At 52.5% G+C, this 22,770-nt stretch carries 18 protein-coding genes and 3 pseudogenes; 11 read left to right on the top strand and 10 right to left on the bottom strand.

Annotation, left to right across the window (positions count from 1 at the left end):
* Nucleotides 1–481: 481 nt before the first annotated feature.
* Nucleotides 482–1,804, top strand: coding sequence for a putrescine-ornithine antiporter (potE, locus tag AC07P6_RS14460; RefSeq protein ID WP_478316752.1), 1,323 nt, complete (start codon nucleotides 482–484; stop codon nucleotides 1,802–1,804).
* Between the two features lie 11 nt (nucleotides 1,805–1,815).
* A pseudogene (locus AC07P6_RS14455) lies at nucleotides 1,816–1,917 on the top strand (hypothetical protein); the annotation flags it as partial.
* Between the two features lie 14 nt (nucleotides 1,918–1,931).
* Here the strand turns inward: AC07P6_RS14455 and AC07P6_RS14450 are convergent.
* Nucleotides 1,932–2,626, bottom strand: a protein-coding gene (locus tag AC07P6_RS14450) for an IS1-like element IS1N family transposase (RefSeq protein ID WP_087786203.1) whose coding sequence is annotated in 2 segments (ribosomal slippage) — nucleotides 1,932–2,380 and nucleotides 2,380–2,626 — 696 coding nt in all. Because the reading frame shifts where the segments join, the coding sequence is not laid out codon by codon here.
* 56 nt (nucleotides 2,627–2,682) lie between these two features.
* Between AC07P6_RS14450 and cadA the strand changes: the two are divergent.
* From cadA to AC07P6_RS14435, 3 genes and pseudogenes are all read left to right on the top strand, one after another.
* A pseudogene (gene cadA / locus AC07P6_RS14445) lies at nucleotides 2,683–4,728 on the top strand (lysine decarboxylase); the annotation flags it as partial.
* A gap of 137 nt (nucleotides 4,729–4,865) precedes the next feature.
* Nucleotides 4,866–7,034, top strand: a complete 2,169-nt coding sequence (gene speF / locus AC07P6_RS14440) for an ornithine decarboxylase SpeF (RefSeq protein ID WP_434663449.1) — start codon at nucleotides 4,866–4,868, stop codon at nucleotides 7,032–7,034.
* 236 nt (nucleotides 7,035–7,270) lie between these two features.
* A pseudogene (locus AC07P6_RS14435) lies at nucleotides 7,271–7,525 on the top strand (IS1-like element transposase); the annotation flags it as partial.
* A 90-nt stretch (nucleotides 7,526–7,615) separates the two neighbouring features.
* Here the strand turns inward: AC07P6_RS14435 and lysS are convergent.
* Nucleotides 7,616–9,103, bottom strand: a complete 1,488-nt coding sequence (gene lysS, locus AC07P6_RS14430; RefSeq protein WP_478317004.1) for a lysine--tRNA ligase — start codon at nucleotides 9,101–9,103, stop codon at nucleotides 7,616–7,618.
* A gap of 438 nt (nucleotides 9,104–9,541) precedes the next feature.
* Nucleotides 9,542–10,549: a LacI family DNA-binding transcriptional regulator gene (locus AC07P6_RS14425; protein WP_478317002.1), complete on the bottom strand. Its 1,008-nt coding sequence runs from the start codon at nucleotides 10,547–10,549 to the stop codon at nucleotides 9,542–9,544.
* A 189-nt stretch (nucleotides 10,550–10,738) separates the two neighbouring features.
* Between AC07P6_RS14425 and AC07P6_RS14420 the strand changes: the two genes are divergently transcribed.
* Complete coding sequence (locus tag AC07P6_RS14420; RefSeq protein WP_478317001.1) at nucleotides 10,739–11,830, top strand: cellulase family glycosylhydrolase; 1,092 nt, start codon at nucleotides 10,739–10,741, stop codon at nucleotides 11,828–11,830.
* 59 nt (nucleotides 11,831–11,889) lie between these two features.
* Complete coding sequence (locus AC07P6_RS14415; RefSeq protein WP_478316750.1) at nucleotides 11,890–13,284, top strand: MFS transporter; 1,395 nt, start codon at nucleotides 11,890–11,892, stop codon at nucleotides 13,282–13,284.
* A 54-nt stretch (nucleotides 13,285–13,338) separates the two neighbouring features.
* Here AC07P6_RS14415 and pcaC read toward each other — a convergent pair whose 3' ends face one another.
* From pcaC to AC07P6_RS14385, 6 genes are read right to left on the bottom strand one after another with little or no spacing between them, the layout of a single operon-like run.
* On the bottom strand, nucleotides 13,339–13,725 hold the full coding sequence (gene pcaC / locus AC07P6_RS14410; protein ID WP_110274039.1) for a 4-carboxymuconolactone decarboxylase: 387 nt from the start codon (nucleotides 13,723–13,725) through the stop codon (nucleotides 13,339–13,341).
* Nucleotides 13,715–14,482, bottom strand: a complete 768-nt coding sequence (pcaD, locus tag AC07P6_RS14405) for a 3-oxoadipate enol-lactonase (protein ID WP_478316748.1) — start codon at nucleotides 14,480–14,482, stop codon at nucleotides 13,715–13,717. The genes pcaC and pcaD overlap by 11 nt, the downstream gene beginning before the upstream one ends.
* The gene (locus tag AC07P6_RS14400) at nucleotides 14,472–15,824 is read right to left on the bottom strand and encodes a 3-carboxy-cis,cis-muconate cycloisomerase (RefSeq protein ID WP_478316746.1); all 1,353 of its coding nucleotides are present in this window, start codon (nucleotides 15,822–15,824) and stop codon (nucleotides 14,472–14,474) included. Before AC07P6_RS14400 ends, pcaD begins: the two co-directional genes overlap by 11 nt.
* Nucleotides 15,825–15,833: 9 nt before the next feature.
* Complete coding sequence (pcaF, locus tag AC07P6_RS14395) at nucleotides 15,834–17,036, bottom strand: 3-oxoadipyl-CoA thiolase (protein ID WP_478317000.1); 1,203 nt, start codon at nucleotides 17,034–17,036, stop codon at nucleotides 15,834–15,836.
* A gap of 10 nt (nucleotides 17,037–17,046) precedes the next feature.
* Nucleotides 17,047–17,703, bottom strand: coding sequence for a 3-oxoacid CoA-transferase subunit B (locus AC07P6_RS14390; protein ID WP_434663438.1), 657 nt, complete (start codon nucleotides 17,701–17,703; stop codon nucleotides 17,047–17,049).
* A gap of 10 nt (nucleotides 17,704–17,713) precedes the next feature.
* Nucleotides 17,714–18,400, bottom strand: coding sequence for a 3-oxoacid CoA-transferase subunit A (locus tag AC07P6_RS14385; RefSeq protein ID WP_181486046.1), 687 nt, complete (start codon nucleotides 18,398–18,400; stop codon nucleotides 17,714–17,716).
* Nucleotides 18,401–18,567: 167 nt separating this feature from the next.
* Here AC07P6_RS14385 and AC07P6_RS14380 point away from each other — a divergent pair, with 167 nt between their 5' ends.
* On the top strand, nucleotides 18,568–19,374 hold the full coding sequence (locus AC07P6_RS14380; protein ID WP_110274033.1) for an IclR family transcriptional regulator domain-containing protein: 807 nt from the start codon (nucleotides 18,568–18,570) through the stop codon (nucleotides 19,372–19,374).
* On the opposite strand, the gene smrA is transcribed toward AC07P6_RS14380, so the two are convergent.
* On the bottom strand, nucleotides 19,371–19,934 hold the full coding sequence (gene smrA, locus AC07P6_RS14375; RefSeq protein WP_112214360.1) for a DNA endonuclease SmrA: 564 nt from the start codon (nucleotides 19,932–19,934) through the stop codon (nucleotides 19,371–19,373). The two genes, AC07P6_RS14380 and smrA, sit on opposite strands and share 4 nt — an antisense overlap.
* A 166-nt stretch (nucleotides 19,935–20,100) precedes the next feature.
* On the opposite strand from smrA, the gene ogt reads away from it, so the two are divergent.
* From ogt to uspE, 3 genes are all read left to right on the top strand, one after another.
* Nucleotides 20,101–20,616 carry a methylated-DNA--[protein]-cysteine S-methyltransferase gene (gene ogt / locus AC07P6_RS14370; protein ID WP_304259542.1) on the top strand — a complete coding sequence of 172 codons (516 nt, stop codon included), beginning with the start codon at nucleotides 20,101–20,103 and terminating at the stop codon, nucleotides 20,614–20,616.
* Between the two features lie 195 nt (nucleotides 20,617–20,811).
* Entirely contained in the window at nucleotides 20,812–21,564 is a 753-nt protein-coding gene (gene fnr, locus AC07P6_RS14365) for a fumarate/nitrate reduction transcriptional regulator Fnr (RefSeq protein WP_004102577.1), read from the top strand.
* A 139-nt stretch (nucleotides 21,565–21,703) separates the two neighbouring features.
* Nucleotides 21,704–22,654: a universal stress protein UspE gene (gene uspE, locus AC07P6_RS14360; protein WP_110274030.1), complete on the top strand. Its 951-nt coding sequence runs from the start codon at nucleotides 21,704–21,706 to the stop codon at nucleotides 22,652–22,654.
* Nucleotides 22,655–22,770 lie beyond the last annotated feature (116 nt).

Raw genomic sequence — 22,770 nt, 5'->3', positions numbered from 1 at the left:
TGAATGATTGGTGACTCTTATCACGGAATCCATTATCTTTGCTTTTATAATGCTGACCACTGATACCAACCGAGCGTTAATTATGGAAAACAATAGCCGGCACATGCCGCATATACGAAGGGTGACGCATATAATGATGCCTTCCCATCGGGATTATTTTGACTTTCACTTCTTTCAGTATCGTTAAATAACACTCCGCTAACATAGTGCCTGAGTGAATATCCTCTATGGGATATTTATCTGGGTAGCTATTGTCATAAAAACTGACCCTTCTCGAACAGAATGCTATCGGCAGGAAATTTCTCTTGCAGAATAGTGACGTTTGACAGGTGGTTATTTCATTCCCTGATTAACAGCTTACGGTATCAAAAGATAGCCATTATTCCCTGAGAAAATATGCAACTGGGCAGTAAACACGACATCGTTAAAAACGATGGGACATGTTTTGCCTGCGTATATCGATTATATAATTGAGGTAAAAATGAGTAAATCTAGCACCAATAAAATGGGTGTCACTCAACTAACAATCTTGACAGCCGTTAACATGATGGGCTCTGGTATTATCATGTTGCCAACAAAGTTAGCTGAAGTTGGCACAATGTCTATTCTGTCCTGGCTGGTGACCGCCGTCGGTTCTTTGGCTTTAGCTTATGCATTTTCGAAATGTGGCCTGTTAAGTAATAAATCCGGAGGCATGGGGGGATATGCAGAATATGCCTTTTGGAAATCAGGTAATTTTATTGCGAACTACACCTATGCGATTAGCCTGTTGATTGCAAATATTGCGATTGCTATTTCAGCAGTGGGCTACGGCAGCGATCTGCTGGGGGTAGTGTTATCACCAGTGGGAATTTGTATCGCAACGATTGTGATTTTATGGATAACCACCATTTGTAATTTTGGCGGTCCAAAAATTACCGGTCGAATTGGTTCTGTCACCGTCTGGGGCGTGATTATCCCTGTCGTTGGCCTGAGCCTTTTTGGTTGGTTTTGGTTCCATCCGTCACTCTATGCCGAAGCCTGGAACCCGCGCCATGAGAGCTTCTTCGCTGGGGTATCAACCTCTATCTCTATGACATTATGGGCATTTCTTGGTCTGGAATCAGCCTGTGCCAATATGGATGCGGTTGAAAACCCACAAAAAAACGTACCGATTGCCGTATTCGGCGGCACTTTAGTCTGTGCGATCGTTTATATTCTCTCGACTAACGTTATCGCCGGGATCGTCCCCAATGCCGATCTATTACATTCAACAGCACCTTTCGGTTTAGCCTTCGCGACTATTTTCACTTCAGGCGTGGGTAAAGTGATTATGGCGCTAATGACTATTGCCTGTATCGGCTCTCTTCTTGGCTGGCAGTTCACCGTTGCCCAGGTATTTAAATCCTCTTCGGACATTGGCTATTTCCCGAAAATATTCTCTAAAGTCAGCAAAACGGATGCGCCGATCGCCGGTATGATTATTCTCGGCATCATTCAAACTGTCCTTGCCTTAATGACCATTAGCCCTTCATTAAACGAACAATTTAATAACCTGGTGAACCTGGCCGTTGTCACAAACTTAGTCCCTTACGTGCTGTCGATGGCGGCATTAATCCCGATGCAGCGCCTCGCTAAAGCCCATGGCAAGCAGGTTAAATTTAACAACATTATTGCTTTTGTGGGGACAGTTTATAGCTTCTACGCGCTCTATGCGTCCGGGTCTGATGCCATGTTAATGGGAGCATTAGTGACCTTTGCCGGCTGGACGTTCTGGGGCATGTTTGTCAAAGAGCAAGAATCTGAATCTGTAATTGCCAAATAAAGGAAGTTGTCATGAATGTTATTGCCATACTGAATCACATGGGCGTTTATTTTAAAGAAGAACCCATCAGAGAACTCCACAGGGCTTTAGAGCGGAGTGATTTTAAAGTCGTGGGTGATGCTTCCAATTAGTAGAACATGTGTTTTTCAATAAACGTCCCGATGACTTTTTCGTGGATCTCTACTGAACGCGAGAAGCAGATTGTTTTACGAGCCAAGCGCTTAATGCGGGTGCGCAGCGTCAGGTTATTGCGCTCAATCCGTTGGGTGAATATTTTTCCGGTCAGATGCTTATCCTTCGGCACCTCCCGGCCATAGCTGCCCCAGTCGTCGCTGGTGATCATGCCGATGTTGAATGGCGTAAGCAGTGCCAGTAGTTCCCGGCAGGTTTCATCGGTACGGGGACCAAAAGTGTAGGCCAGTACACCCCCTGTTTTGGTGTTATACGCGTACCAGAGCCAGTGTTGCCGGGCTTTACTGCCAACGAAACTCCATTGCTCATCAAGTTCGCAGATAAGCGCCACATCAGCATGAGCAACGGGCGAAGACGTTATTCGCTTTGGCGTGAGTTTTTTAAAGTCCGGATGACGGTGTTAATGCCAATTTTCAGTGTTCTGGCGGTATCGCGAACCCCGGCGCCATTGAAGGCCATTTCAGTGATCAGCTCTTTAATGCCCGGCTTACGGGCCTCATAAGTGTAAGTGAGCTGAAAAACGCGGTGGCAGTCACGGCAGCGAAATCTGTCATGGCCTTTAGGGTTCTGACCATGGCGGTAGACCTGTGCAGACTGACAACGAGGACAATGAATGTTAACGCTGGCCATGAAAGAACCTCAAAAGCCCGCATTATACATCAGATTCAACTAATTAGAGGCATCACCAAGTCGTGTATCCCAACGATGCTGATGATTTACTGAAGCTTATCGAAAACAATTCCAGACTGTGCGGGGTCATTTTTGATTGGGATATTTACAGTCTGGATTTGTGTGAAAAAATTAGCGCAATGAATGAACATTTACCGCTATATGCCTTCGCTAATAAACATTCAACGCTGGATGTCACATTGAATGAACTGCGCCTCAACATCCAATTTTTTGAGTATGCATTGGGTATGGCCGATGAGATCTCGCAAAAAATGAAAATGGGCACTGATGAGTATATCGACAAGATCCTGCCGCCGTTGACCAAAGCGTTGTTTAATTACGTTCGCGAAGGTAAATACACGTTCTGTACGCCTGGACATATGGGGGGAACCGCCTTCCAGAAATCACCCGTGGGTAGTCTGTTTTATGACTTCTTTGGTTCGAACACCATGAAGTCCGATATCTCGATTTCCGTTTCTGAATTGGGATCGCTGCTCGATCACTCCGGCCCGCATAAAGAAGCTGAGGAGTATATTGCGCGAACGTTTAATGCAGAACGTAGCTATATGGTGACCAACGGCACATCGACCGCCAACAAAATTGTTGGGATGTACGCAGCGCCCGCACAGAGCACCATACTCATCGATCGTAATTGCCACAAATCGCTGACGCATCTGATGATGATGAGCGATGTCACACCTATCTATTTTCGCCCGACGCGCAATGCCTACGGCATCCTCGGAGGGATCCCGCAAAGCGAATTTAGCCGCGAAACCATAGCTCAGCGCGTTAAAAACACACCGAATGCCAGCTGGCCGGTGCACGCCGTAGTGACCAACTCAACCTACGACGGCCTGCTCTATAACACGGATTTCATTAAGAAAAATCTCGATGTAAAATCCATCCACTTTGACTCAGCCTGGGTGCCCTACACCAATTTCAGCCCTATCTATTCTGGGTTGTGCGGGATGAGCGGCGAGCGCGTAGAAGGCAAAATCATTTATGAAACCCAATCAACGCACAAACTGTTAGCCGCTTTCTCCCAGGCATCAATGATCCATATAAAAGGTGATTTCAACGAAGAAACCTTCAGCGAAGCCTACATGATGCACACATCGACCTCGCCGCATTATGGGATTGTTGCGTCAATTGAAACCTCTGCCGCCATGATGAAAGGTAATGCAGGTAAACGCTTGATTGATGATTCGATTGCGCGGGCGATCCGCTTTCGTAAAGAGATCAAAAAGCTGCGTTCACAGTCGGAAGGCTGGTTCTTTGATGTCTGGCAACCGGATGACATTAGTGAAGAGTGCTGCTGGAAACTGGATGCGAAAGATAGCTGGCATGGTTTCAAAAACATCGACAGCGAACATATGTACCTTGACCCTATCAAGGTCACGTTGCTCACGCCAGGGATGAACGGTGATGGAACTATGGCTGAGATGGGAATCCCGGCATCGATCGTTTCGAAGTACCTTGATGAGCACGGTATTATTGTCGAAAAAACAGGCCCCTATAATCTCTTGTTCCTGTTCAGTATCGGTATTGATAAAACCAAAGCGCTGAGCCTGCTGCGCGCCCTGACCGATTTCAAACGCGCCTATGATTTAAACTTGCGGGTGAAAAACATCCTCCCCTCTTTATATCAGGAAGCGCCCGCGTTTTACGAAGAAATGCGTATTCAGGAACTGGCGCAAAATATTCACCAGCTTATCAAGAAGCATAATTTGCCAGAGTTAATGTTCCATGCTTTTGAAGTCCTACCAGAAATGATGATTAATCCTCACGGTGCTTTCCAGCTTGAGCTTAATGGCCTAACCGAGGAGGTTTATCTGGAGGAGATGATTGGGCGAATTAACGCCAATATGATTTTACCATACCCTCCGGGCGTTCCGCTGGTCATGCCCGGGGAGATGCTGACCGAAGAGAGTCGTCCGGTGCTGGAGTTCCTGCAGATGCTGTGCGAAATCGGGGCGCATTACCCTGGTTTTGAAACCGATATCCACGGAGCCTATCGACAAAGCGATGGCCGCTATACGGTAAAAGTATTAAAGCCACAATAAATATCTAATTAGCCCCGGCGCAGGGGAAATTAATAGTTTGCACAAGGGGCTATATAGGCTCACCGGCTTACTGTTGTCTTTTGTCTTTTGTCTTTTGTCTGCGCCAGGGATACTTCCCATTAATTATCGAGTCTATTATGAGTAAATTTAATAATAAAATTGCAGTGAGCTCAGATATCGTCTCCTGTTTTACCAGCGAGCGAGATGTATGCGATGTACATAATACCGATTTTACCGATGTATCCGCCGTGGTGTTATCGGTTAAAGATGCGACAAACGGTATTTTGCGGACGGTAGAAGCCTGCGGATTTGGGCTGCCGGTGTTTGTTGCCACCTGCTGCGAAGATGACTTGCCCGCCAATATTCTCCCACGGGTGACGGGCGTTTTCGAACTGTGTGACGCCAACAGCGAATATTATGGTAAACAGCTTGAGTCGGCGGCTGAACGCTATGAGAGCGAATTATTACCGCCGTTCTTTGGTCGGCTGGTCGATTATGTGAGTAAAGGCTACGCGGCATTCGATTGCCCGGGTCACCAGGGCGGCCAGTTCTATCGTCGTCACCCTGCCGGTCGCCAATTCTTCGACTGGTTTGGCGAAAATCTTTTCCGTTCCGATCTGTGCAATGCTGACGTGGCGCTGGGCGACCTGCTGATACACGAAGGTGCCGCCTGCGCGGCGCAACAGCATGCGGCGAAAGTGTTCAACGCCGACAAAACCTATTTCGTGCTTAACGGTACCTCGTCCTCCAACAAAGTGGTGCTGAATGCATTGCTGGCGCAGGGCGATCTGGTGCTTTTCGATCGTAACAACCATAAATCTAACCACCACGGCGCGCTGCTGCAGGCCGGGGCAACGCCGGTGTATCTGGAAACGGCGCGTAATCCATTTGGCTTTATCGGTGGTATTGACTCCCCCTGCTTTGATGAAAAATATCTGCGCAAACTGGTGAACGAGGTCGCGCCGGAGCGCACTAACGAACAGCGCCCGTTCCGTCTGGCGATTATTCAGCTAGGCACCTACGACGGCACCATCTATAACGCCCGTCAGGTGGTCGATAAGATTGGTCACCTGTGCGACTACATCTTGTTTGACTCCGCGTGGGTCGGCTACGAGCAGTTTATTCCCATGATGAAAGACTGTTCGCCATTGCTACTGGATCTCAACGAGAACGATCCGGGCATTCTGGTGACCCAGTCGGTACACAAACAGCAGGCCGGCTTCTCTCAAACCTCGCAGATCCACAAAAAAGATAGTCATATCAAAGGGCAGCTGCGTTACGTTAGCCATAAACGCATGAATAATGCGTTTATGATGCACGCCTCCACCAGCCCGTTCTATCCGCTATTCGCCGCCCTTGATGTCAACGCCAAAATGCACGCAGGTGACAGCGGCAAACGCCTGTGGCTGGACTGCGTGAAGTTTGGGATCGAAGCTCGCAAGCTGATTATGAACCTGTGTCAGCACATCCGTCCGTTTGTGCCGCCGATGGTTGATGGCAAAAAATGGCAGGATTACGACACCGATGTGATGGCCGGCGATCTGCGCTTCTTTAACTTCATTCCCGGCCAGAAATGGCACGCCTTTGAAGGTTATGCGCAAGATCAGTACTTCGTTGATCCCTGCAAGTTAATGCTGACGACACCGGGGATTAATACAGAAACCGGCAGGTACGAATCCTTTGGCGTACCGGCGACAATTCTGGCGAATTTCCTGCGTGAAAACGGTATCGTCCCGGAAAAATGCGATCTCAACTCGATTCTGTTCCTGCTGACCCCGGCGGAAGATATGGCCAAAATGCGTCATCTGGTGGCGCAGATTGCTCGCTTCGAACGCCTGCTGGAAGAGGATGCTCCGGTGTCAGAGGTTTTACCGGCGCTGTATGCCAATCACGAAGAACGCTATCGCGGCTATACCCTGCGCCAACTGTGCCAGGAAATGCACAACCTTTACGTCAGCTACGATGTGAAGCAATTGCAAAAAGAGATGTTCCGCAAAAAGTATTTCCCTCGGGTCGCGATGAATCCGCAGCAGGCTAATATGGAGTTTGTTCGCGGTAACGTGGAGCTAGTCGCGCTGAAAGATATTGAAGGCCAAATTGCCGCCGAAGGCGCCCTGCCTTATCCGCCAGGGGTGCTATGCGTGGTGCCGGGTGAAATTTGGGGTGGTCCGGTTCAACGTTATTTCCTCGCACTGGAAGAAGGCATTAACCTGCTGCCGGGCTTCGCACCTGAACTACAGGGGGTTTATATCCAGGAAGATGCCGATGGTTATAAACGTGCCTACGGACATGTCATTAAATCATAAATACATATACCTCTCTTCGAAGAGGTCAGATTGCTGACAAAGTTCGTTCTTGTGGAATTGCCCGGTGGCGGCTAGCGCCTTACCGGGCCTACGGAAAGTGCATAACTTGATGGTGTTGGTGGTTTTGTAGGTCGGGTAAGGCGTCAGGTGCCACCCGACAAGAATACGGCACCTTATCTAAATCAAGTTTGTCATCAATCTCAGAGGTTTTTGATATTAACCGTGAGAACAGCTCAATGGCGAATAGTGAAATAGTCTGCCCACGCTGCCATCAAGCCAACTGTGTGACGAATAACGGGCACTCAGCGTCGGGTGTCCAGCGCTATCGTTGCAAGTATTGCCGAAAAACATTTCAGCTTGATTTTCGTTATAACGCCTCGAAACCAGGCATCCGTCAGGCGATAGTCGATATGGCAACGCAAGGAACGGGGTGCCGGGCAACGGCAAGATCGCTGCATATTGGCCTTAATACCGTTTTGCGGCATCTGAAAAATGCGCCTCACTCTGATGATGCGGAAAGTTGAACAACATAATGAGTAAAAGCCAAACCCACAAATGTGGGTTTGGCTTTTATCGGACGCTTATTTGATCGGACGAAGCGCAGGGAAGAGAATCACATCGCGGATCGTGTGTGAATTGGTAAATAACATCACCATTCTGTCAATACCAATACCTAAACCTGCGGTTGGCGGCAGGCCGTATTCTAGTGCAGTCACGTAATCTTCATCGTAGAACATCGCTTCATCATCGCCCGCGTCTTTAGCGGCAACCTGCTCGTTAAAGCGTTCAGCCTGATCTTCAGCATCATTCAACTCGGAAAATCCATTGCCGATTTCCCGACCGCCAATAAAGAATTCGAAGCGGTCGGTAAACTGCGGATTAATATCATTACGGCGTGCGAGAGGCGATATTTCCGCAGGATATTCCGTAATAAACGTCGGCTGAATAAGGTGCGCTTCCGCCACTTCATCGAAAATTTCCGCGATAATGCGCCCGGTTCCCCAGCTTTCCTCTATCTCAATACCCAGAGACTCCGCAATCGCTCTGGTCTTGCTGTCATCGCCAAGATCGTTAATATCCGTTTCCGGGCGGAATTTTTTGATGGCCTCGCGCATGGTCATTTTTGCAAATGGCTTACCAAAATCAAAATCCTGGGAACCATACTCCACAATGGGTGAGCCAAGCACTTCAATCGCCACGGTGCGGAACAACGACTCTGTCAGCGTAATCAGGTCCTGGTAATCGGCATGCGCCATATAGAGTTCCATCATCGTAAACTCTGGATTATGCCGCGGTGAAATGCCTTCATTACGAAAGTTACGGTTGATCTCAAAAACCCGCTCCATGCCGCCAACCACCAGACGTTTAAGATAAAGCTCAGGGGAGATACGCAGGTACATATCAATATCCAGCGCATTATGATGAGTGATAAACGGACGGGCGGAAGCACCGCCAGGGATAACCTGCATCATTGGCGTTTCAACTTCAATGAAGCCATGCTCCAGCATAAAATTACGGGTGGTGGCTAAAATATTTGACCGCAGCTGGAATGTACGTCGGGATTCAGGGTTGGCAATCAGATCAAGATAGCGTTGACGATAGCGAGTTTCCTGATCGGCCAGACCGTGATATTTATCCGGCAGCGGGCGCAATGCCTTCGTTAATAAACGAATCTCGGTGCACTCAATGGTTAACTCACCGGTTTTTGTTTTAAAAAGCCGACCGCGAGCGCCCAGAATATCGCCTAAATCCCATTTTTTAAAATGGTCGTTATAGATGTCTTCAGAGATGTTGTCGCTGGAAACATAGAGCTGAATATTCCCCCCCATATCCTGCAGGGTCACGAAAGAGGCCTTCCCCATAATCCGCTGCGTCATCATTCGCCCCGCAACGCTGACTTCAAACTCTAAAGCCTCAAGTTCCTCTTTCGCCACATCATCGTAGCTATTATGCAGTTCAAGGGAAATCGCGTCGCGACGGAAGTCGTTAGGGAAAGCGACACCCTGCTTACGCAGGTGGACAAGTTTTTCGCGCCGATTAGCCAACTCGTTATTAAGTTCAATATCCATTGAGTCATTTAAATTAAGGTTGTTGGACAGAGTTTCCATATAAATTCCTTCTCACTATTATCGAGAGTCAGTGGTTGAGCGCGTTAGTAAAAATTAAAGTCTTGCATTAGCAACAAAATAATTACCATGCTTTTTATTTTATGTCCACACCACGGCCTCTCATCATTTTGCATAAAAAGCCAGACCAGGTATGAGGCCTTTTATTTTTCCATTACAAAATCACACATTTAGATATATGTTTTTTAATAAAAACAGGCTCTCAATCAAAATTTAAACACACCCTGCAATTTATTTCTTGAAATTAAAAACAAATCATTTGAGGAAATCAATAAATTGGTATCAAAGAATGCGATAAATATAAATATTTTTATTATGGGGATGTAACGAAATAAAAATTGAATATTGCCAGATGCCGTCTCATGACGGCCTCTGTTGGTGTCAACGCTGGCTCGATTTCCGTGTTTTCAGCCGCCCGGCAAGCGTCACGTGGGTTGCGGCATCTTCCTCGTTGCACAAATACTCAACGGCCAGACGTCCCAGTTCACTGTAGGGCAACTGAATACTGGTCAGGGGCGGGGTGAGCTGTTCAGAAATTTTCTGGTCGTCATAACCCGCCACCAGAATATCCTCAGGGATCGCGATGCCCTGCATTGCCAGCGCCTGATAGCAACCAATCGTCAGCCAGTCGCTGGCGCAAAAAATAGCATCGGGACGTGTTTCCAGCGCCAGCAGCTTGAGCGTGGCCTGGTGCGACTCGCTGAACTGCCAGTTGGTTTCACAAATCCACTCATTCTGCACGGCGATCCCCGCCTGCTCCAGCGCCGCACGCCATCCAGCCAGACGCTGTTTTGTCGCTTCCATCCATCCTTCGCCAGTAATATGCGCCACCCGCTGCGCCCCCTGGCTAATTAGATGGCGCGTCACCTGAAACGCGTTGGCATAGTCGTCCGGAACAAAGGACGGCAGCAGCGGGGAATCCGGATCGCGCTGGTTAAGCAGCACTAGCGGCAGTTCAGTACACTCGCGAAACTGCGACATATCGCTAACGGTGGTCACCGGAGAGGCAAGAATAATACCCACGCAGTTGCGCTTTTCCAGCTGGCGAATAATGTTGATTGCCAGTTCGGCATCATCACCATATTCATACACCGTCAGCAGGATTTCATTGCGCCACGCCGCCTCGCGAGCCTGGCTTATGGCATCAATGAACGGATCGTAACTCTGCAATGAGCTGATGAGCAGGGCTATCTCTTGTTGATTACGCGGAGAGTGAATCGCCGGTAGGCGGTCATAACCCAGCGATGTCGCCACCTCAATCACCCGCTGACGGGTCTCTTCGCTAAGTTTAATATTGCGCGACTGATTGAGCACCAACGATACCGTTGCCTGGGAAACCCCGGCGGTTCTGGCGATGTCGTTCATCGTCACTTTGGTTTTGCGTTTCATCATCCCTTCCCTTCGCATACAGAACCAACATCATAACCGCAGTTTGCGCCAGCTGCGCTCTCGCTCACGTTTCTTTGCCTTGATCCCACCAGGATTGTGACTCGCTTCGCTTTTTTTTACTTCGCTATTTGCTCATTTATACGTCAACTAATATTTATTAGCTAATTATTATCAGCAAGCGAGGCGATGATGAAACAACAATGGACACCTGAACAGGCACAGACGTGGTATCAGCAACAGGGTTGGCTATGTGGCTTTAACTACCTGCCATCAACGGCGGTGAACTGGACGGATATCTGGCAGGCGAAAACCTTTGACGCACCAACAATTGACCGCGAGCTTGGCTGGGCGGCGCAGGCGGGTTACAACTCCCTGCGCATCAACCTGCCGTTTATCGTCTGGCAGCACGATCGCGATGGGCTCATAGCGCGTATCGACCAGTTTCTGACGCTGGCCGATGAGCGCGGGTTTAGCACCATGCTGACATTGATGGATGACTGCGGTTTCTCCGGCGATGAGCCTTACCTTGGGCCGCAAAAAGCACCAGAGCCGGGGAAACACAATAGTCAGGCGGCCGCCAGTCCGGGGCGGGAAATCGTCTGTAACCGCGATGCCTGGCCTGAAGTTGAATGCTACGTACGTGATATCGTGCGCCAGTTCCGCGACGACCGCCGCGTGCTGCTTTGGGATCTGTATAACGAGCCGGGCAACCGGGGGATTTTTTCCACTGGCACCGTCGAAGTGTTGTATGACGAAAAACTGGAACATTACGCCCTCGAACTCATGCAGGCGGCGTTTCGCTGGGTGCGGGAAGAAGATCCGACGCAGCCACTCACCGTCTGCGCATGGAAACTGCCGGACGAAGTCGAAGGCGAGGTGTTCTATCAACATCCTTTAGACCAGACTGCGCTGGCATTATCTGATGTGATCAGCTTTCACGCCTATACCAATACCGCACGCATGGTGGCCATCATCCACCAGCTCGAACAGCACGGACGGCCGCTGTTCTGCACCGAGTGGCTGGCGCGCCATGTCGGCAGCCTGATCGAAGAGCAGCTCCCGTTAATGCATGCCGCTAATATCGCCCCCTATCAGTGGGGGCTGGTGCGCGGAAAAACCCAGACCTGGCTGCCGTGGCCGGTGGTGATGAAAAACTCACCGGACTACTGTCGCCTGTGGTTCCATGACGTTTTTGACGAAAACGGCATTCCGTTTGCCAAAGCCGAAATGGCGCTGGTGCGTAAACTCAGTCGGATTGGCCTGCATTCGAATAAAGCATAAAAAATATTATCTCTACAGACGCCCTGACCCAATGCGGCCGGGGCGTGAGGGAACACACGATGGCAAGCACCATGAAAATACCTTCTCGCGAGTTATGGTCCTATTTTGGCTATGGTTTAGGTCAGTGTTTTAGCTTTGGTTTAGTGGGTTCGTTTATTAACTATTTTTATACTGACGTGCTGGGGATCTCCGCCCTCGCGGCGAGCACCATATTTTTGATCGCCCGAGCCTGGGATGCAGTTCACGACCCGCTGTTCGCCAGTATCATGGATACATTAAACAGTCGCTTCGGTAAGTTTCGCCACTTCCTGCTGATCGCACCGCTGTTAATCACCGGCGTCACCCTGCTCGCGTTTTACAAAATAGAAGCCGATCTCACCACTAAGATCCTGTATGCCGGGGTGACCTACATACTGTGGGGCACGCTGTACGCCATTTCCGATATTCCGTTCTGGTCGATGTCATCGGTGATGACTAACGATTCCGGTCAGCGTACCCGCGCGGTGACCGCCGCCATGCTCGGGGTTAACGCCGGTATCGCCTGTGCTAATATTTTCTTCCCCAAACTGGCGGCCTTCTTCGCCCAGTACAGCAATGACAAAGGCTATTTTATGGCTGCGTTGGTGATGATGCTGGTGGGTCTGCCGCTGATGTTAAACGGATTCTTTCAGATCAAAGAGCGCGTGCCGCCAAGCCCGGAAAAGGTCACCATTCGCGATACCTTCCGCAATTTGCGTCACAATAAGCCGCTGTTTATTATTCTGCTGTCGTTTTTCTTTTGCGTCTTTCATAACGTGGCGAACGGCATTTATATCTACTTTTTTATCTACAATCTGGGCGATGGCAGCCTGCAAATGGCGATAGGCGTGATGGGGATTGCCGCCGCCGTCATCTGCCTGATTGCCCCGCTTCTCACCCGTCATATGCAAAAACGTCAGCTGTTTATGATCCTTTGCGCGCTGGATATTGTGGTTCGCGTGGTGATGTGGTTTATCGGCTATCAGCACGTGGCGATGCTGTTCTTATTGCTTGGCCTGAGCACGCTGTTTGTCATGATGAGCAACATTCTGACTTCATCGATGATTGCCGACACCATCGAATACGCTGAATATCATACCCATCGACGCTGCGCGGCGATCACCTTCTCCGGCCAGACGTTCACCGGAAAAATGTCCGTCGCGGTGGGTGGCGGGCTGATTGGCATCTGGCTGACGATGATAGGTTATATTCCGCAAGCACAAAGCCAGAGCGAGAGCGTGCTGAATGGCCTGTTCTTTGGGATTTGCCTGCTCCCGGCAATCGGGTCGTTGATTCGCCTGCTGTGCATGTCCCGCTTTACCTTCACGGAAGAAAAGCACGCGGAGATTTGCCGCCTGCTGGCGCTGCGCCGCCAGAGTGCGGAGGTGGATGACGCGGAGCAAACTGTTGAAACACATCCGGCATCAGTAAACTAAGGCTCTTTCCCCGCCAGGCATGGTGTAATCCATCACGCCTGGCGGGGATTGTTATCAGGACCCGCTATCCATCTCATCAAACACCTGCTGCGCCAGATGCATTGTGGCGTTAGCTGCGGGCAGGCCGCAGTAGAGCGCGGAGTGCATAATCAGCTCTTTTAACTCGTCGCGGGTGACGCCATTATTAAACGCTGCGCGCAGATGCATTTTCAACTCAGCTTCGCGGTTCAGGGCAATCAGCATCGCGATGGTAATCATGCTGCGGGTATGGTGATCGAGGCCCGGACGGGTCCAGGTCTCACCCCAGGCGTAGCGGGTGATAAAATCCTGAAACTCCTCATTGAGCGGCGTCAGTTTTTGCAGGGTTTTATCAACATGGGTATCGCCAAGCACCTTGCGGCGCACTGCCATTCCCTGCTGATAACGCTGTTTATCTTCCATGCTGTTCTCCCTGGAAAAAGCCCAGCAACGCGGCGCTGAACGCCTTCGGTGCTTCGATATTCGATAAATGAGAAGCTGCCAGTACCACCACCTGTGAGGCGGGGATCTGCTGATGCAGGAAGTTGGCGTCCGTCACCGTAGTGACAGGGTCACTTTCCCCGGCAATAATCAAAACGGGTAGCGGAATTTGCGCCACTTCGGCGCGAAGGTCGGCCGCCGCCAGCGCCTCGCAACAGTCCGCATAACCTTCTGCATTGCTATGGGTCAGTTGATGGCACAGGGCTTCCACCACTTCCGGCGTCATCTGACGAAATTCGTGGGTAAACCAGCGATCCGCCGATCCGGCAGCCACAACGTCCATCCCCTCCTGACGAACCGCGCGGGCACGCGACAGCCAGCTCGCCTGATCGCCGATACGCGCTGCGGTGTTGGCGACCGCCAGGGCGTAAAAACGCTCAGGTGCAAAACGCCCCAGCCACAGTCCGGTCAGCCCCCCCATAGAAATACCGCAAAACCAGGCTTTATCAATATTAAGATGATCGAGCAGCGCAATCACATCTTCGCCAAGCTGCGCCAGCGTTACCTTTCCGCTTTTGCTGGTTTTACCATGACCGTGAGTATCGTAGCGCAGGACGCGAAAATGCTGCGTTAGCGCCGCGAGCTGCGGCTGCCACATCGCCCGGGTGGTCCCCAGCGAATTGGAGAGTACGATGACCGGCGCACCGTCCGGCCCGTCAATCTGATAATCAACCTTCATTACGTTGCTCCTTATAGCGCGCCATCACCTGACGCACGAAGAGTTCAGCGCTGCCGGTCGCCGTTGCCGGGTCCAGCAGTTGGGTTAAGCGGCTGGTGGAAAGATGCTCACCGACCAAGGGATCGTTATCCAGCACGCTCAGCAGCGAACGAGATTCATCCATCGCCTGACGACACAAGGCCTCAACCCGATGATGGGCCTCGGCTTTACCGATAAACTCCGCCAGCGCCAGGGTGACCGCTTCCGCCATAATCAGGCCATGGGTGATATCAAGGTTGGCGCGCATCTTATGCGCAAACACCTGCATTTCACGCACCAGTGCTTCGCTTTGCGCCATCGCGCCGCCGACGAGGGTGATCAGATCCGGCAGCGTTTCCCACTCCGCCTGCCATCCGCCCAGCGCGCGCTCATGCTGCTGAATCTGACAGGCATACAGCGTTGCCACCAGTCCGGGCGTGCGTTGAGCGGCAGTCAAGATTGCCGCGCAGGAGATGGGATTACGTTTGTGCGGCATGGTCGATGAACCGCCGCGACCTTCGGCGACCGGTTCAGAGACTTCGGCAACTTCGGTTTGCATCAGCAGGGAAAAATCATTGGCGAATTTACCAAGAGTGCCGCAAACACCCGCGTACCACGCCCCCACTTCTAACAATCGATCGCGCTGGCTGTGCCATGGGGTATCGGGAAGGTTCAGGTCGAGCGTTTTTGCCAGCGCAGCGGCAACCTGTGGCGCTTGCGCTTTGAGCGAGTCAAGCGTGCCAGCGGCACCGCCAAATTGCAGCACCAGCACCCTTGATCGCATTTCACGCAGACGTATCTGCCAGCGCAGCAGCGCGTCGAGCGTTCCCGCTAGCTTCAGGCCAAAGGTCACCGGCAGCGCATGCTGCATCCAGGTACGCCCGGGCATCACCGTATGCTGATGTCGCTCGGCCTGGCTGGCCAGCGCATCAAGCAGGCGTTGTAAGAGCGCGTCCGTTTCCGCCAGCACGCCGCGCAGTTGCAGGATCAAGCCGGTATCAATTGCGTCCTGACTGGTTGCTCCCCAATGGACATAGCGCGCAGCCGATTCGTCCTGAGCTTTTACCCGCGCGGTGAGCTGTTTTACCAGCGGGATGGCGAGGTTGCCCGCGCTGGCTGCGGCCTGTCCCAAAGCCGCAAAGTCGATTTGCTGATGCTGGCATGATTCGATAATCGGGTTAAGCGCCGCCTGCGGCACCAGCCCGCACTCGGCCTGAGCTTGGGCCAGCGCGGCTTCAAAATCCAGCATACCCTGCACCCGCTGCGCATCGCTGAACCAGGTGGTCAGCGGACTGGTGCGCATCATCGGGGTCAACAAACTCATTCTGGCTCCTTAAACGCGTTCAATAATCAGCGCGATCCCCTGACCGACGCCGATACACATGGTGCACAGCGCATAGCGTCCGCCGGTTCGCCGCAGCTGATACGCCGCAGTCATCGCCAGACGCCCACCTGAAGCCCCCAGCGGATGGCCCAGCGCAATGGCGCCGCCGTTAGGGTTTACGTGCGCGGCATCGTCAGGCAACCCCAGATCGCGCGTCACCGCCAGCGCCTGGGCGGCGAAAGCTTCATTCAGCTCAATGACGTCCATTTGCCCAAGGGTCAGGCCGGTTTGTGCCAGAACCTTACGCACCGCCGGTGCCGGGCCAAACCCCATAATGCGCGGCGCAACCCCCGCCGTCGCCACGCCGACCACACGGGCCAGCGGCTGTAAATCATTTACCGTAAGCGCCTGCTCGCTGGCGAGCAATAGCGCGCAGGCACCGTCGTTAACCCCGGAGGCGTTACCCGCCGTGACCGAGCCATCAGCACGCACGACGCCGCGTAGTTTCGCCAGCGCCTCTGCACTAGTGCCGCGCGGGTGTTCATCCTGGGTAAATAGCAGCGCTTCACCCTTTCGCTGCGGGACCGAAACGGCGATCAGCTCATCGGCAAAGCGTCCAGCTGCTTGCGCAGCCGCAGTGCGCAGCTGGCTACGCAGCGCAAACGCATCCTGATCGGCACGCGAAATGGCAAAATCACCCGCCACGTTTTCGGCAGTTTCCGGCATTGAATCAACGCCATACAGCGCTTTCATCTGCGGGTTGATAAAGCGCCAGCCGATGGTGGTGTCTTCCATCTGCATCGTTCGGCTAAAGGCGCTTTCCGCCTTGCCCATCACAAACGGTGCCCGCGACATGCTTTCGACGCCACCGGCAATCATCAGTTGAGTTTCGCCGCTTTTAATCGCGCGCGCTGCGATGCCGATCGCATCAAGGCTGGAACCACACAAGCGATTAACGGTACTGCCCGGCACGCTTGCCGGCAGCCCGGCCAGCAGCAGCGCCATGCGGGCAACGTTGCGGTTATCTTCCCCGGCCTGGTTGGCGCAGCCGTAAATCACATCATCAATACGCGCCGGGTCAAGGCCTGGGTTACGTTCCAGCAGCGCTTTTAGCGGCAGCGCCGCCAGATCGTCAGCGCGCATTGTCGCCAGCGTACCACCAAAACGACCGAACGGTGTACGCACCGCATCGCAGATAAATGCCTGATTCATCATAGGTTCCTTACGCGCTTTCCGCCAGTTGCTCGAAAGTCAGCGTCACCGGAGTGATGCGCTGCAGTTCTTCAAAAGAGAGGCCGTTAAAGATTTCCCGCACCACCGGGCCGTTCTCACTGATATCGATCACCGCCAGATCGGTATAGATGCGGCTGACGCAGCCAACGCCGGTCAGCGGATAGGTGCAGTGTTCGACCAGTTTGCATTCGCCATCGCGGGTCAGGTGATCCATCATCACGAAGACCTGACGCGCGCCGATAGCCAGATCCATCGCGCCGCCGACGGCGGGAATGGCATCGGGCGCCCCGGTGCTCCAGTTCGCCAGATCGCCGCGGGCGGAGACCTGATAGGCTCCAAGGACGCAGATATCCAGGTGGCCTCCGCGCATCATGGCGAAGGAGTCACCATGGTGGAAATAGCAACCGCCCTGAAGCAGAGTCACATACTCTTTCCCGGCGTTAATCAACTCCGGGTCCTCTTCCCCCGGCTGCGGTTTCGGCCCCATCCCGAGCAGACCGTTTTCGCTGTGCAGGAACACCTCTTTATCCGCCGGAAGATAGTTAGCAATACGGGTCGGCAGGCCGATGCCCAGATTGACATAAGCGCCTTCAGGAATATCGCGGGCCACGCGCTGGGCCATCTCATCGCGATTCAGTTTTTGCATAATGGGTTCCTCAGGCGCTTTTGGCAGCAATCAGGTTTTCCAGGGAATAGACACGCTGGACAAAAATGCCCGGCGTGATAACGCTTTCCGGGTCGAGGTCCCCCAGGGCGACCAGTTGCGAGACTTCCACAATGGTGGTTTGCGCGGCGGTCGCCATAATCGGACCGAAGTTACGCGCCGCTTTGCGATAAACCAGGTTGCCCCAGCGATCGCCCTGATGGGCTTTAATCAACGCGAAATCTGCTTTGATGGGATATTCAAGAACGTAATGACGGCCGTCGATCTCGCGGGTCTCTTTACCCTCAGCCAACGGCGTACCGTAACCCGTAGGAGTAAATACCGCACCGAGACCGGCTCCTGCCGCCTGAATGCGTGCCGCCAGATTTCCCTGCGGTACCAGCTCCAGCTCCACTTTGCCGCGGCGATAGAGATCATCAAAAATCTGTGAATCCACCTGGCGCGGGAACGAGCAAATCATCTTGCGCACCCGCCCGGCTTTCAGTAACGCCGCCAGGCCCACTTCGCCGTTACCCGCGTTATTGTTAATGATGGTTAAATCACGGGCCCCCTGTTCTATCAGTGCATCTATCAGGTACGTCGGCTGACCGGCGGGGCCAAAACCGCCAATCATAATGGTCGCCCCGTCGTGGATCCCAGCGATGGCATCACTTAGCGTCGACACGCTTTTATCAATCATCAGGTCGCTCCTGTATGTGCGGTAATCGCACTTTTATTCGTTGTTCGCACAAAATGTGACCCGCTTAACGATGTTGGTCAAGGGCGATAATCGAAATATGGTGCGATAATCGAACATCGTATATCTTTAGCGAAAGAATGTGATCGATGGCAAATACGGAGACGAAAATGGAGAAACATCCAGACGATTTACTGACGGGCGATAGCGATCCGTTTAAGGGCGATCCGAACTTTATGGCTTCGTTGGCGCGCGGGCTGGAAGTGATTCAGGCCTTCACCCCACAGCGCCCACTGCTGTCCATCTCGCAAATCAGCCAGAAGACCGGTATTCCGCGTGCGGCAGTGCGTCGCTGCCTGTATACCCTGAGCAAATTAGGTTTTGTTTACGCCGAGGATGGCAAAAATTTCCAGCTGCGCCCGAGGATTCTGGCTCTGGGGCACGCCTGGCTGGCCTCCACGCCGCTGGCGCGATCCGCGCAGCCGGTACTGAAGCATTTAAGCGAAATGCTTAATGAGTCCTGCTCTATCGCGACGCTTGATGGCGACGACATTCTCTATATTGCCCGCGCCTCCAGTTCACGAATTATGACCATTGATTTGGATATCGGTAGCCGCCTTCCCGCGTGGGCGACTTCGATGGGACGGGTACTGTTGAGTCATCAACCGGAAGAAAAGCTCAACGATATGCTGGGCCGGGTGACAATGATTCGCTATACCCCGCAAACCGTCGATTCGGTAGCGAAACTGCGTGCTGAACTTAAACGCGTTCATCAACAAGGCTACGCGCTTAACGATCAGGAGCTGGAAATGGGGCTACGCTCGCTGGCGGTGCCGCTGTTTAACCCGCAGGGGCAAATTCAGGCGGCGCTTAACGTCGGCGTTCATGCCGGGCAGGTTTCAACGCGTGAGATGCTGGAAAGAGTTTTGCCCGAGCTGCAAAAAGCGGCCCGGGAGCTGACGTTACTGATGCGCTAGCGGCTGCGTTTGGCGTGGCGCTCCCAGTTTTCCTGTTTTGCCTCGGCAGATTTGCGTAGAGCAACATAGCACGCGCCGCTGCCGCCGTGGTGCCCTAACGCGGTACAAAAGGCCTGAACCTCCGGGAGTTCCACCAGCCAGCGCGCCAGGTAACTACGAATGATATTGGCGTGAGCATTATCATCGCGCCCTTTGCCATGAACGATCAGCAAATTGCGCAGCCCCTCCTTCTGCGCCTGAATCACAAAGGCGAACAGCAGTTGTCGGCACTGTTCAACCGGCTGACGCAGTAGATTCAGGCTCGCCTGCTGGCTATATTTGCCGCGTCGCAGTTTATCCAGCACCCCGGATTGCAGCCCTTCGCGCTTAAACTCCAGCGCGGTGGCTAACGGCACAATATCGAGATAGCCGGTGGTGAGACAGTTATCGAGCTGCAGGGTGTCTACCCGTTGTACGGGGCGAGCGTTACGCTCGGGATGCCAGTGAACGTCGTTGTTGCGCTTCAGAGGCTGTACGTCCTCCATAGCGCCAAGAAATAGGGATTTGTCGTCAAGATTCATGCGCGTTCCTCCAGCTACCACCGGGGATTACTATAGCGGCGACGCCCTGCGCCCTCAATCCGTTTACGTTGTTTTACCGCCAGAGATGTTTATCTTTTGGAGGTATAGTTGCCCGCGCGGGCCGCGTGGTATCTTGTTGGCCTAATACAAGGGAAGAGGAATAACGATGCTGACGCTGCTGCAGGACAAAATCGATACCCCAATGGGGCCGCTGTGGATCATTTGCGACGAGCAATATCAACTACGCGCCGTGGAGTGGGAAGAGCATAGCGATCGCATGGAGCAACTGCTGGATCTGCACTATCGCCACGAAGGTTACCAACGCGTTGCCGCCGCAAATCCGGGTGATTTAAGCCGTAAGCTCGCCGACTATTTCGCAGGCGATCTGAGCATTATCGACACCCTTCCTACCGCTACTGCAGGCACGCCGTTTCAACGTGAAGTCTGGAAAGCGCTGCGCACCATACCCTGCGGTCAGGTCATGCACTACGGCCAGCTCGCGGAAACGCTGGGTCGGTCTGGTGCTGCGCGCGCGGTCGGTGCCGCAAACGGATCCAACCCAATCAGTATTGTGGTGCCCTGCCATCGCGTTATCGGGCGCAACGGCACCATGACCGGATACGCTGGCGGCGTACAACGAAAAGAGTGGTTATTGCGCCACGAGGGGTATTTGCTTCTTTGACCGTATGTGCCTTTTCTGGAATCTTCCGGTAATTTTACAATCCCATACGTTCCAACAACTCATTCGTAATCAAGCAGATAAGAGGGATAATTGATTTACCCTCTTAATATTACGTGTTTCAGAGGTTCGAGGCTTACCTGCTCACCAAAAAGATGTTAAAATTGACCAATATCAATTAAAAGCCTGAGCAGACCTATGATCCCGGAAAAGCGAATTATACGACGCATTCAGTCTGGCGGTTGTGCAATCCATTGCCAGGATTGCAGCATCAGCCAGCTTTGCATCCCTTTTACTCTGAACGAGCATGAGCTTGATCAGCTTGATAACATCATCGAGCGGAAAAAGCCTATCCAGAAAGGACAGACCTTGTTCAAAGCCGGTGATGAGCTGAAATCGCTGTATGCAATTCGTTCTGGCACAATCAAGAGTTACACCATCACTGAACAGGGTGATGAGCAAATTACCGGTTTTCACCTGGCGGGCGATCTGGTGGGTTTTGACGCCATCGGCACCGGCCACCACCCGAGCTTTGCTCAGGCGCTGGAAACCTCAATGGTCTGCGAAATTCCTTTCGAAACCCTGGACGATCTTTCCGGTAAAATGCCGAATCTGCGCCAGCAGATGATGCGTCTGATGAGCGGCGAGATCAAAGGCGATCAGGACATGATCCTGTTGCTTTCCAAAAAGAACGCAGAAGAGCGCCTGGCGGCCTTTATCTATAATCTCTCCCGTCGCTTCGCTCAACGTGGTTTCTCCCCGCGTGAGTTCCGTCTGACCATGACCCGTGGCGATATCGGTAACTATCTGGGTCTAACGGTGGAAACCATTAGCCGCCTGCTGGGGCGTTTCCAGAAAAGCGGTATGCTGGCGGTCAAAGGCAAATATATCACCATCGAAAATAGCGACCTGCTGGCACAACTTGCCGGTCAGGCCCGCAACGTCGCCTGATAACTCTTCTGTCACTGGGCCAGATCGCGAATTTTTTTCTAATTTGTTGATCTGGCCAGGCACATCCCCTGTTTCATTTCATCCATATAGGTTATCTTTTTAATTACGAACTGTGGTTACAGTTGTAAGGAGACCCTGTATGGCAAAGTATCAGAACATGCTGGTAGTAATTGACCCCAATCAGGACGACCAGCCTGCATTGCGGCGTGCGGTGTATCTGCACCAAAGGATTGGTGGACGCATCAAAGCCTTTTTGCCGATCTATGATTTTTCCTATGAGATGACCACCCTGCTGTCCCCTGATGAACGCACGGCCATGCGCCAGGGCGTTATCAGCCAGCGTAGCGCCTGGATCCGCGAGCAGGCCAAATTTTATATTGATTCCGGTATTCCCATCGACATCAAAGTGGTGTGGCACAACCGTCCCTTTGAGGCCATTATTCAGGAAATCATCAGCGATAAGCATGATTTAGTCCTGAAGATGGCGCACCAGCACGACCGGCTGGAAGCGGTTATTTTCACCCCAACAGACTGGCATCTGCTGCGCAAATGTCCATGTCCGGTGTGGATGGTTAAAGATCAGCCATGGCCGGAAGGGGGTAAAGCGCTGGTGGCGGTCAACCTCGCCAGCGAAGAGAATTACCACAACGCGCTCAATGAGAAGCTGGTAAGAGAAACAATTGAACTGGCGGAACAGGTTAACCATACCGAGGTCCATCTGGTGGGCGCTTATCCGGTAACACCAATCAATATCGCGATTGAACTGCCTGATTTTGACCCCAGTATCTATAACGACGCCATTCGCGGTCAGCATCTGCTGGCGATGAAAGCGTTACGCCAAAAATTCAGCATTGATGAAAGCCGTACCCACGTTGAGAAAGGTCTACCTGAAGAGGTGATTCCCGACCTGTCTGAGCATCTGCAGGCAGGGATTGTGGTGCTGGGTACCATCGGGCGCACCGGGTTATCGGCGGCCTTCCTCGGCAATACTGCCGAACAGGTTATCGATCACCTGCGCTGCGACCTGCTGGCGCTGAAACCGGATCAGTACCAGACGCCGGTTGAACTGGATGACGACGAAGACGATTAGCCAGCGCTTAAATAGACTGTAATAAAAACTATCCCCTGCCTGCGCGGGGGATTTTTTTATGTTCAAGGCAAAAATAAAGGGCCCTTTACGGCCCCTGTCATCAACAGCAAATGCCG

The sequence above is a fragment of the Klebsiella sp. GFKo11 genome (assembly GCF_056490265.1).
This window is presented reverse-complemented; position numbering and strand designations above follow the sequence as displayed.

Coding starts and splice junctions, on each gene's coding strand:
- potE (WP_478316752.1), top strand. CDS start 482: ATGAGTAAATCTAGCACCAATAAAATGGGTGTCACTCAACTAACAATC.
- speF (WP_434663449.1), top strand. CDS start 4,866: ATGAGTAAATTTAATAATAAAATTGCAGTGAGCTCAGATATCGTCTCC.
- lysS (WP_478317004.1), bottom strand. CDS start 9,103: ATGGATATTGAACTTAATAACGAGTTGGCTAATCGGCGCGAAAAACTT.
- AC07P6_RS14425 (WP_478317002.1), bottom strand. CDS start 10,549: ATGAAACGCAAAACCAAAGTGACGATGAACGACATCGCCAGAACCGCC.
- AC07P6_RS14420 (WP_478317001.1), top strand. CDS start 10,739: ATGAAACAACAATGGACACCTGAACAGGCACAGACGTGGTATCAGCAA.
- AC07P6_RS14415 (WP_478316750.1), top strand. CDS start 11,890: ATGGCAAGCACCATGAAAATACCTTCTCGCGAGTTATGGTCCTATTTT.
- pcaC (WP_110274039.1), bottom strand. CDS start 13,725: ATGGAAGATAAACAGCGTTATCAGCAGGGAATGGCAGTGCGCCGCAAG.
- pcaD (WP_478316748.1), bottom strand. CDS start 14,482: ATGAAGGTTGATTATCAGATTGACGGGCCGGACGGTGCGCCGGTCATC.
- AC07P6_RS14400 (WP_478316746.1), bottom strand. CDS start 15,824: ATGAGTTTGTTGACCCCGATGATGCGCACCAGTCCGCTGACCACCTGG.
- pcaF (WP_478317000.1), bottom strand. CDS start 17,036: ATGAATCAGGCATTTATCTGCGATGCGGTGCGTACACCGTTCGGTCGT.
- AC07P6_RS14390 (WP_434663438.1), bottom strand. CDS start 17,703: ATGCAAAAACTGAATCGCGATGAGATGGCCCAGCGCGTGGCCCGCGAT.
- AC07P6_RS14385 (WP_181486046.1), bottom strand. CDS start 18,400: ATGATTGATAAAAGCGTGTCGACGCTAAGTGATGCCATCGCTGGGATC.
- AC07P6_RS14380 (WP_110274033.1), top strand. CDS start 18,568: ATGGAGAAACATCCAGACGATTTACTGACGGGCGATAGCGATCCGTTT.
- smrA (WP_112214360.1), bottom strand. CDS start 19,934: ATGAATCTTGACGACAAATCCCTATTTCTTGGCGCTATGGAGGACGTA.
- ogt (WP_304259542.1), top strand. CDS start 20,101: ATGCTGACGCTGCTGCAGGACAAAATCGATACCCCAATGGGGCCGCTG.
- fnr (WP_004102577.1), top strand. CDS start 20,812: ATGATCCCGGAAAAGCGAATTATACGACGCATTCAGTCTGGCGGTTGT.
- uspE (WP_110274030.1), top strand. CDS start 21,704: ATGGCAAAGTATCAGAACATGCTGGTAGTAATTGACCCCAATCAGGAC.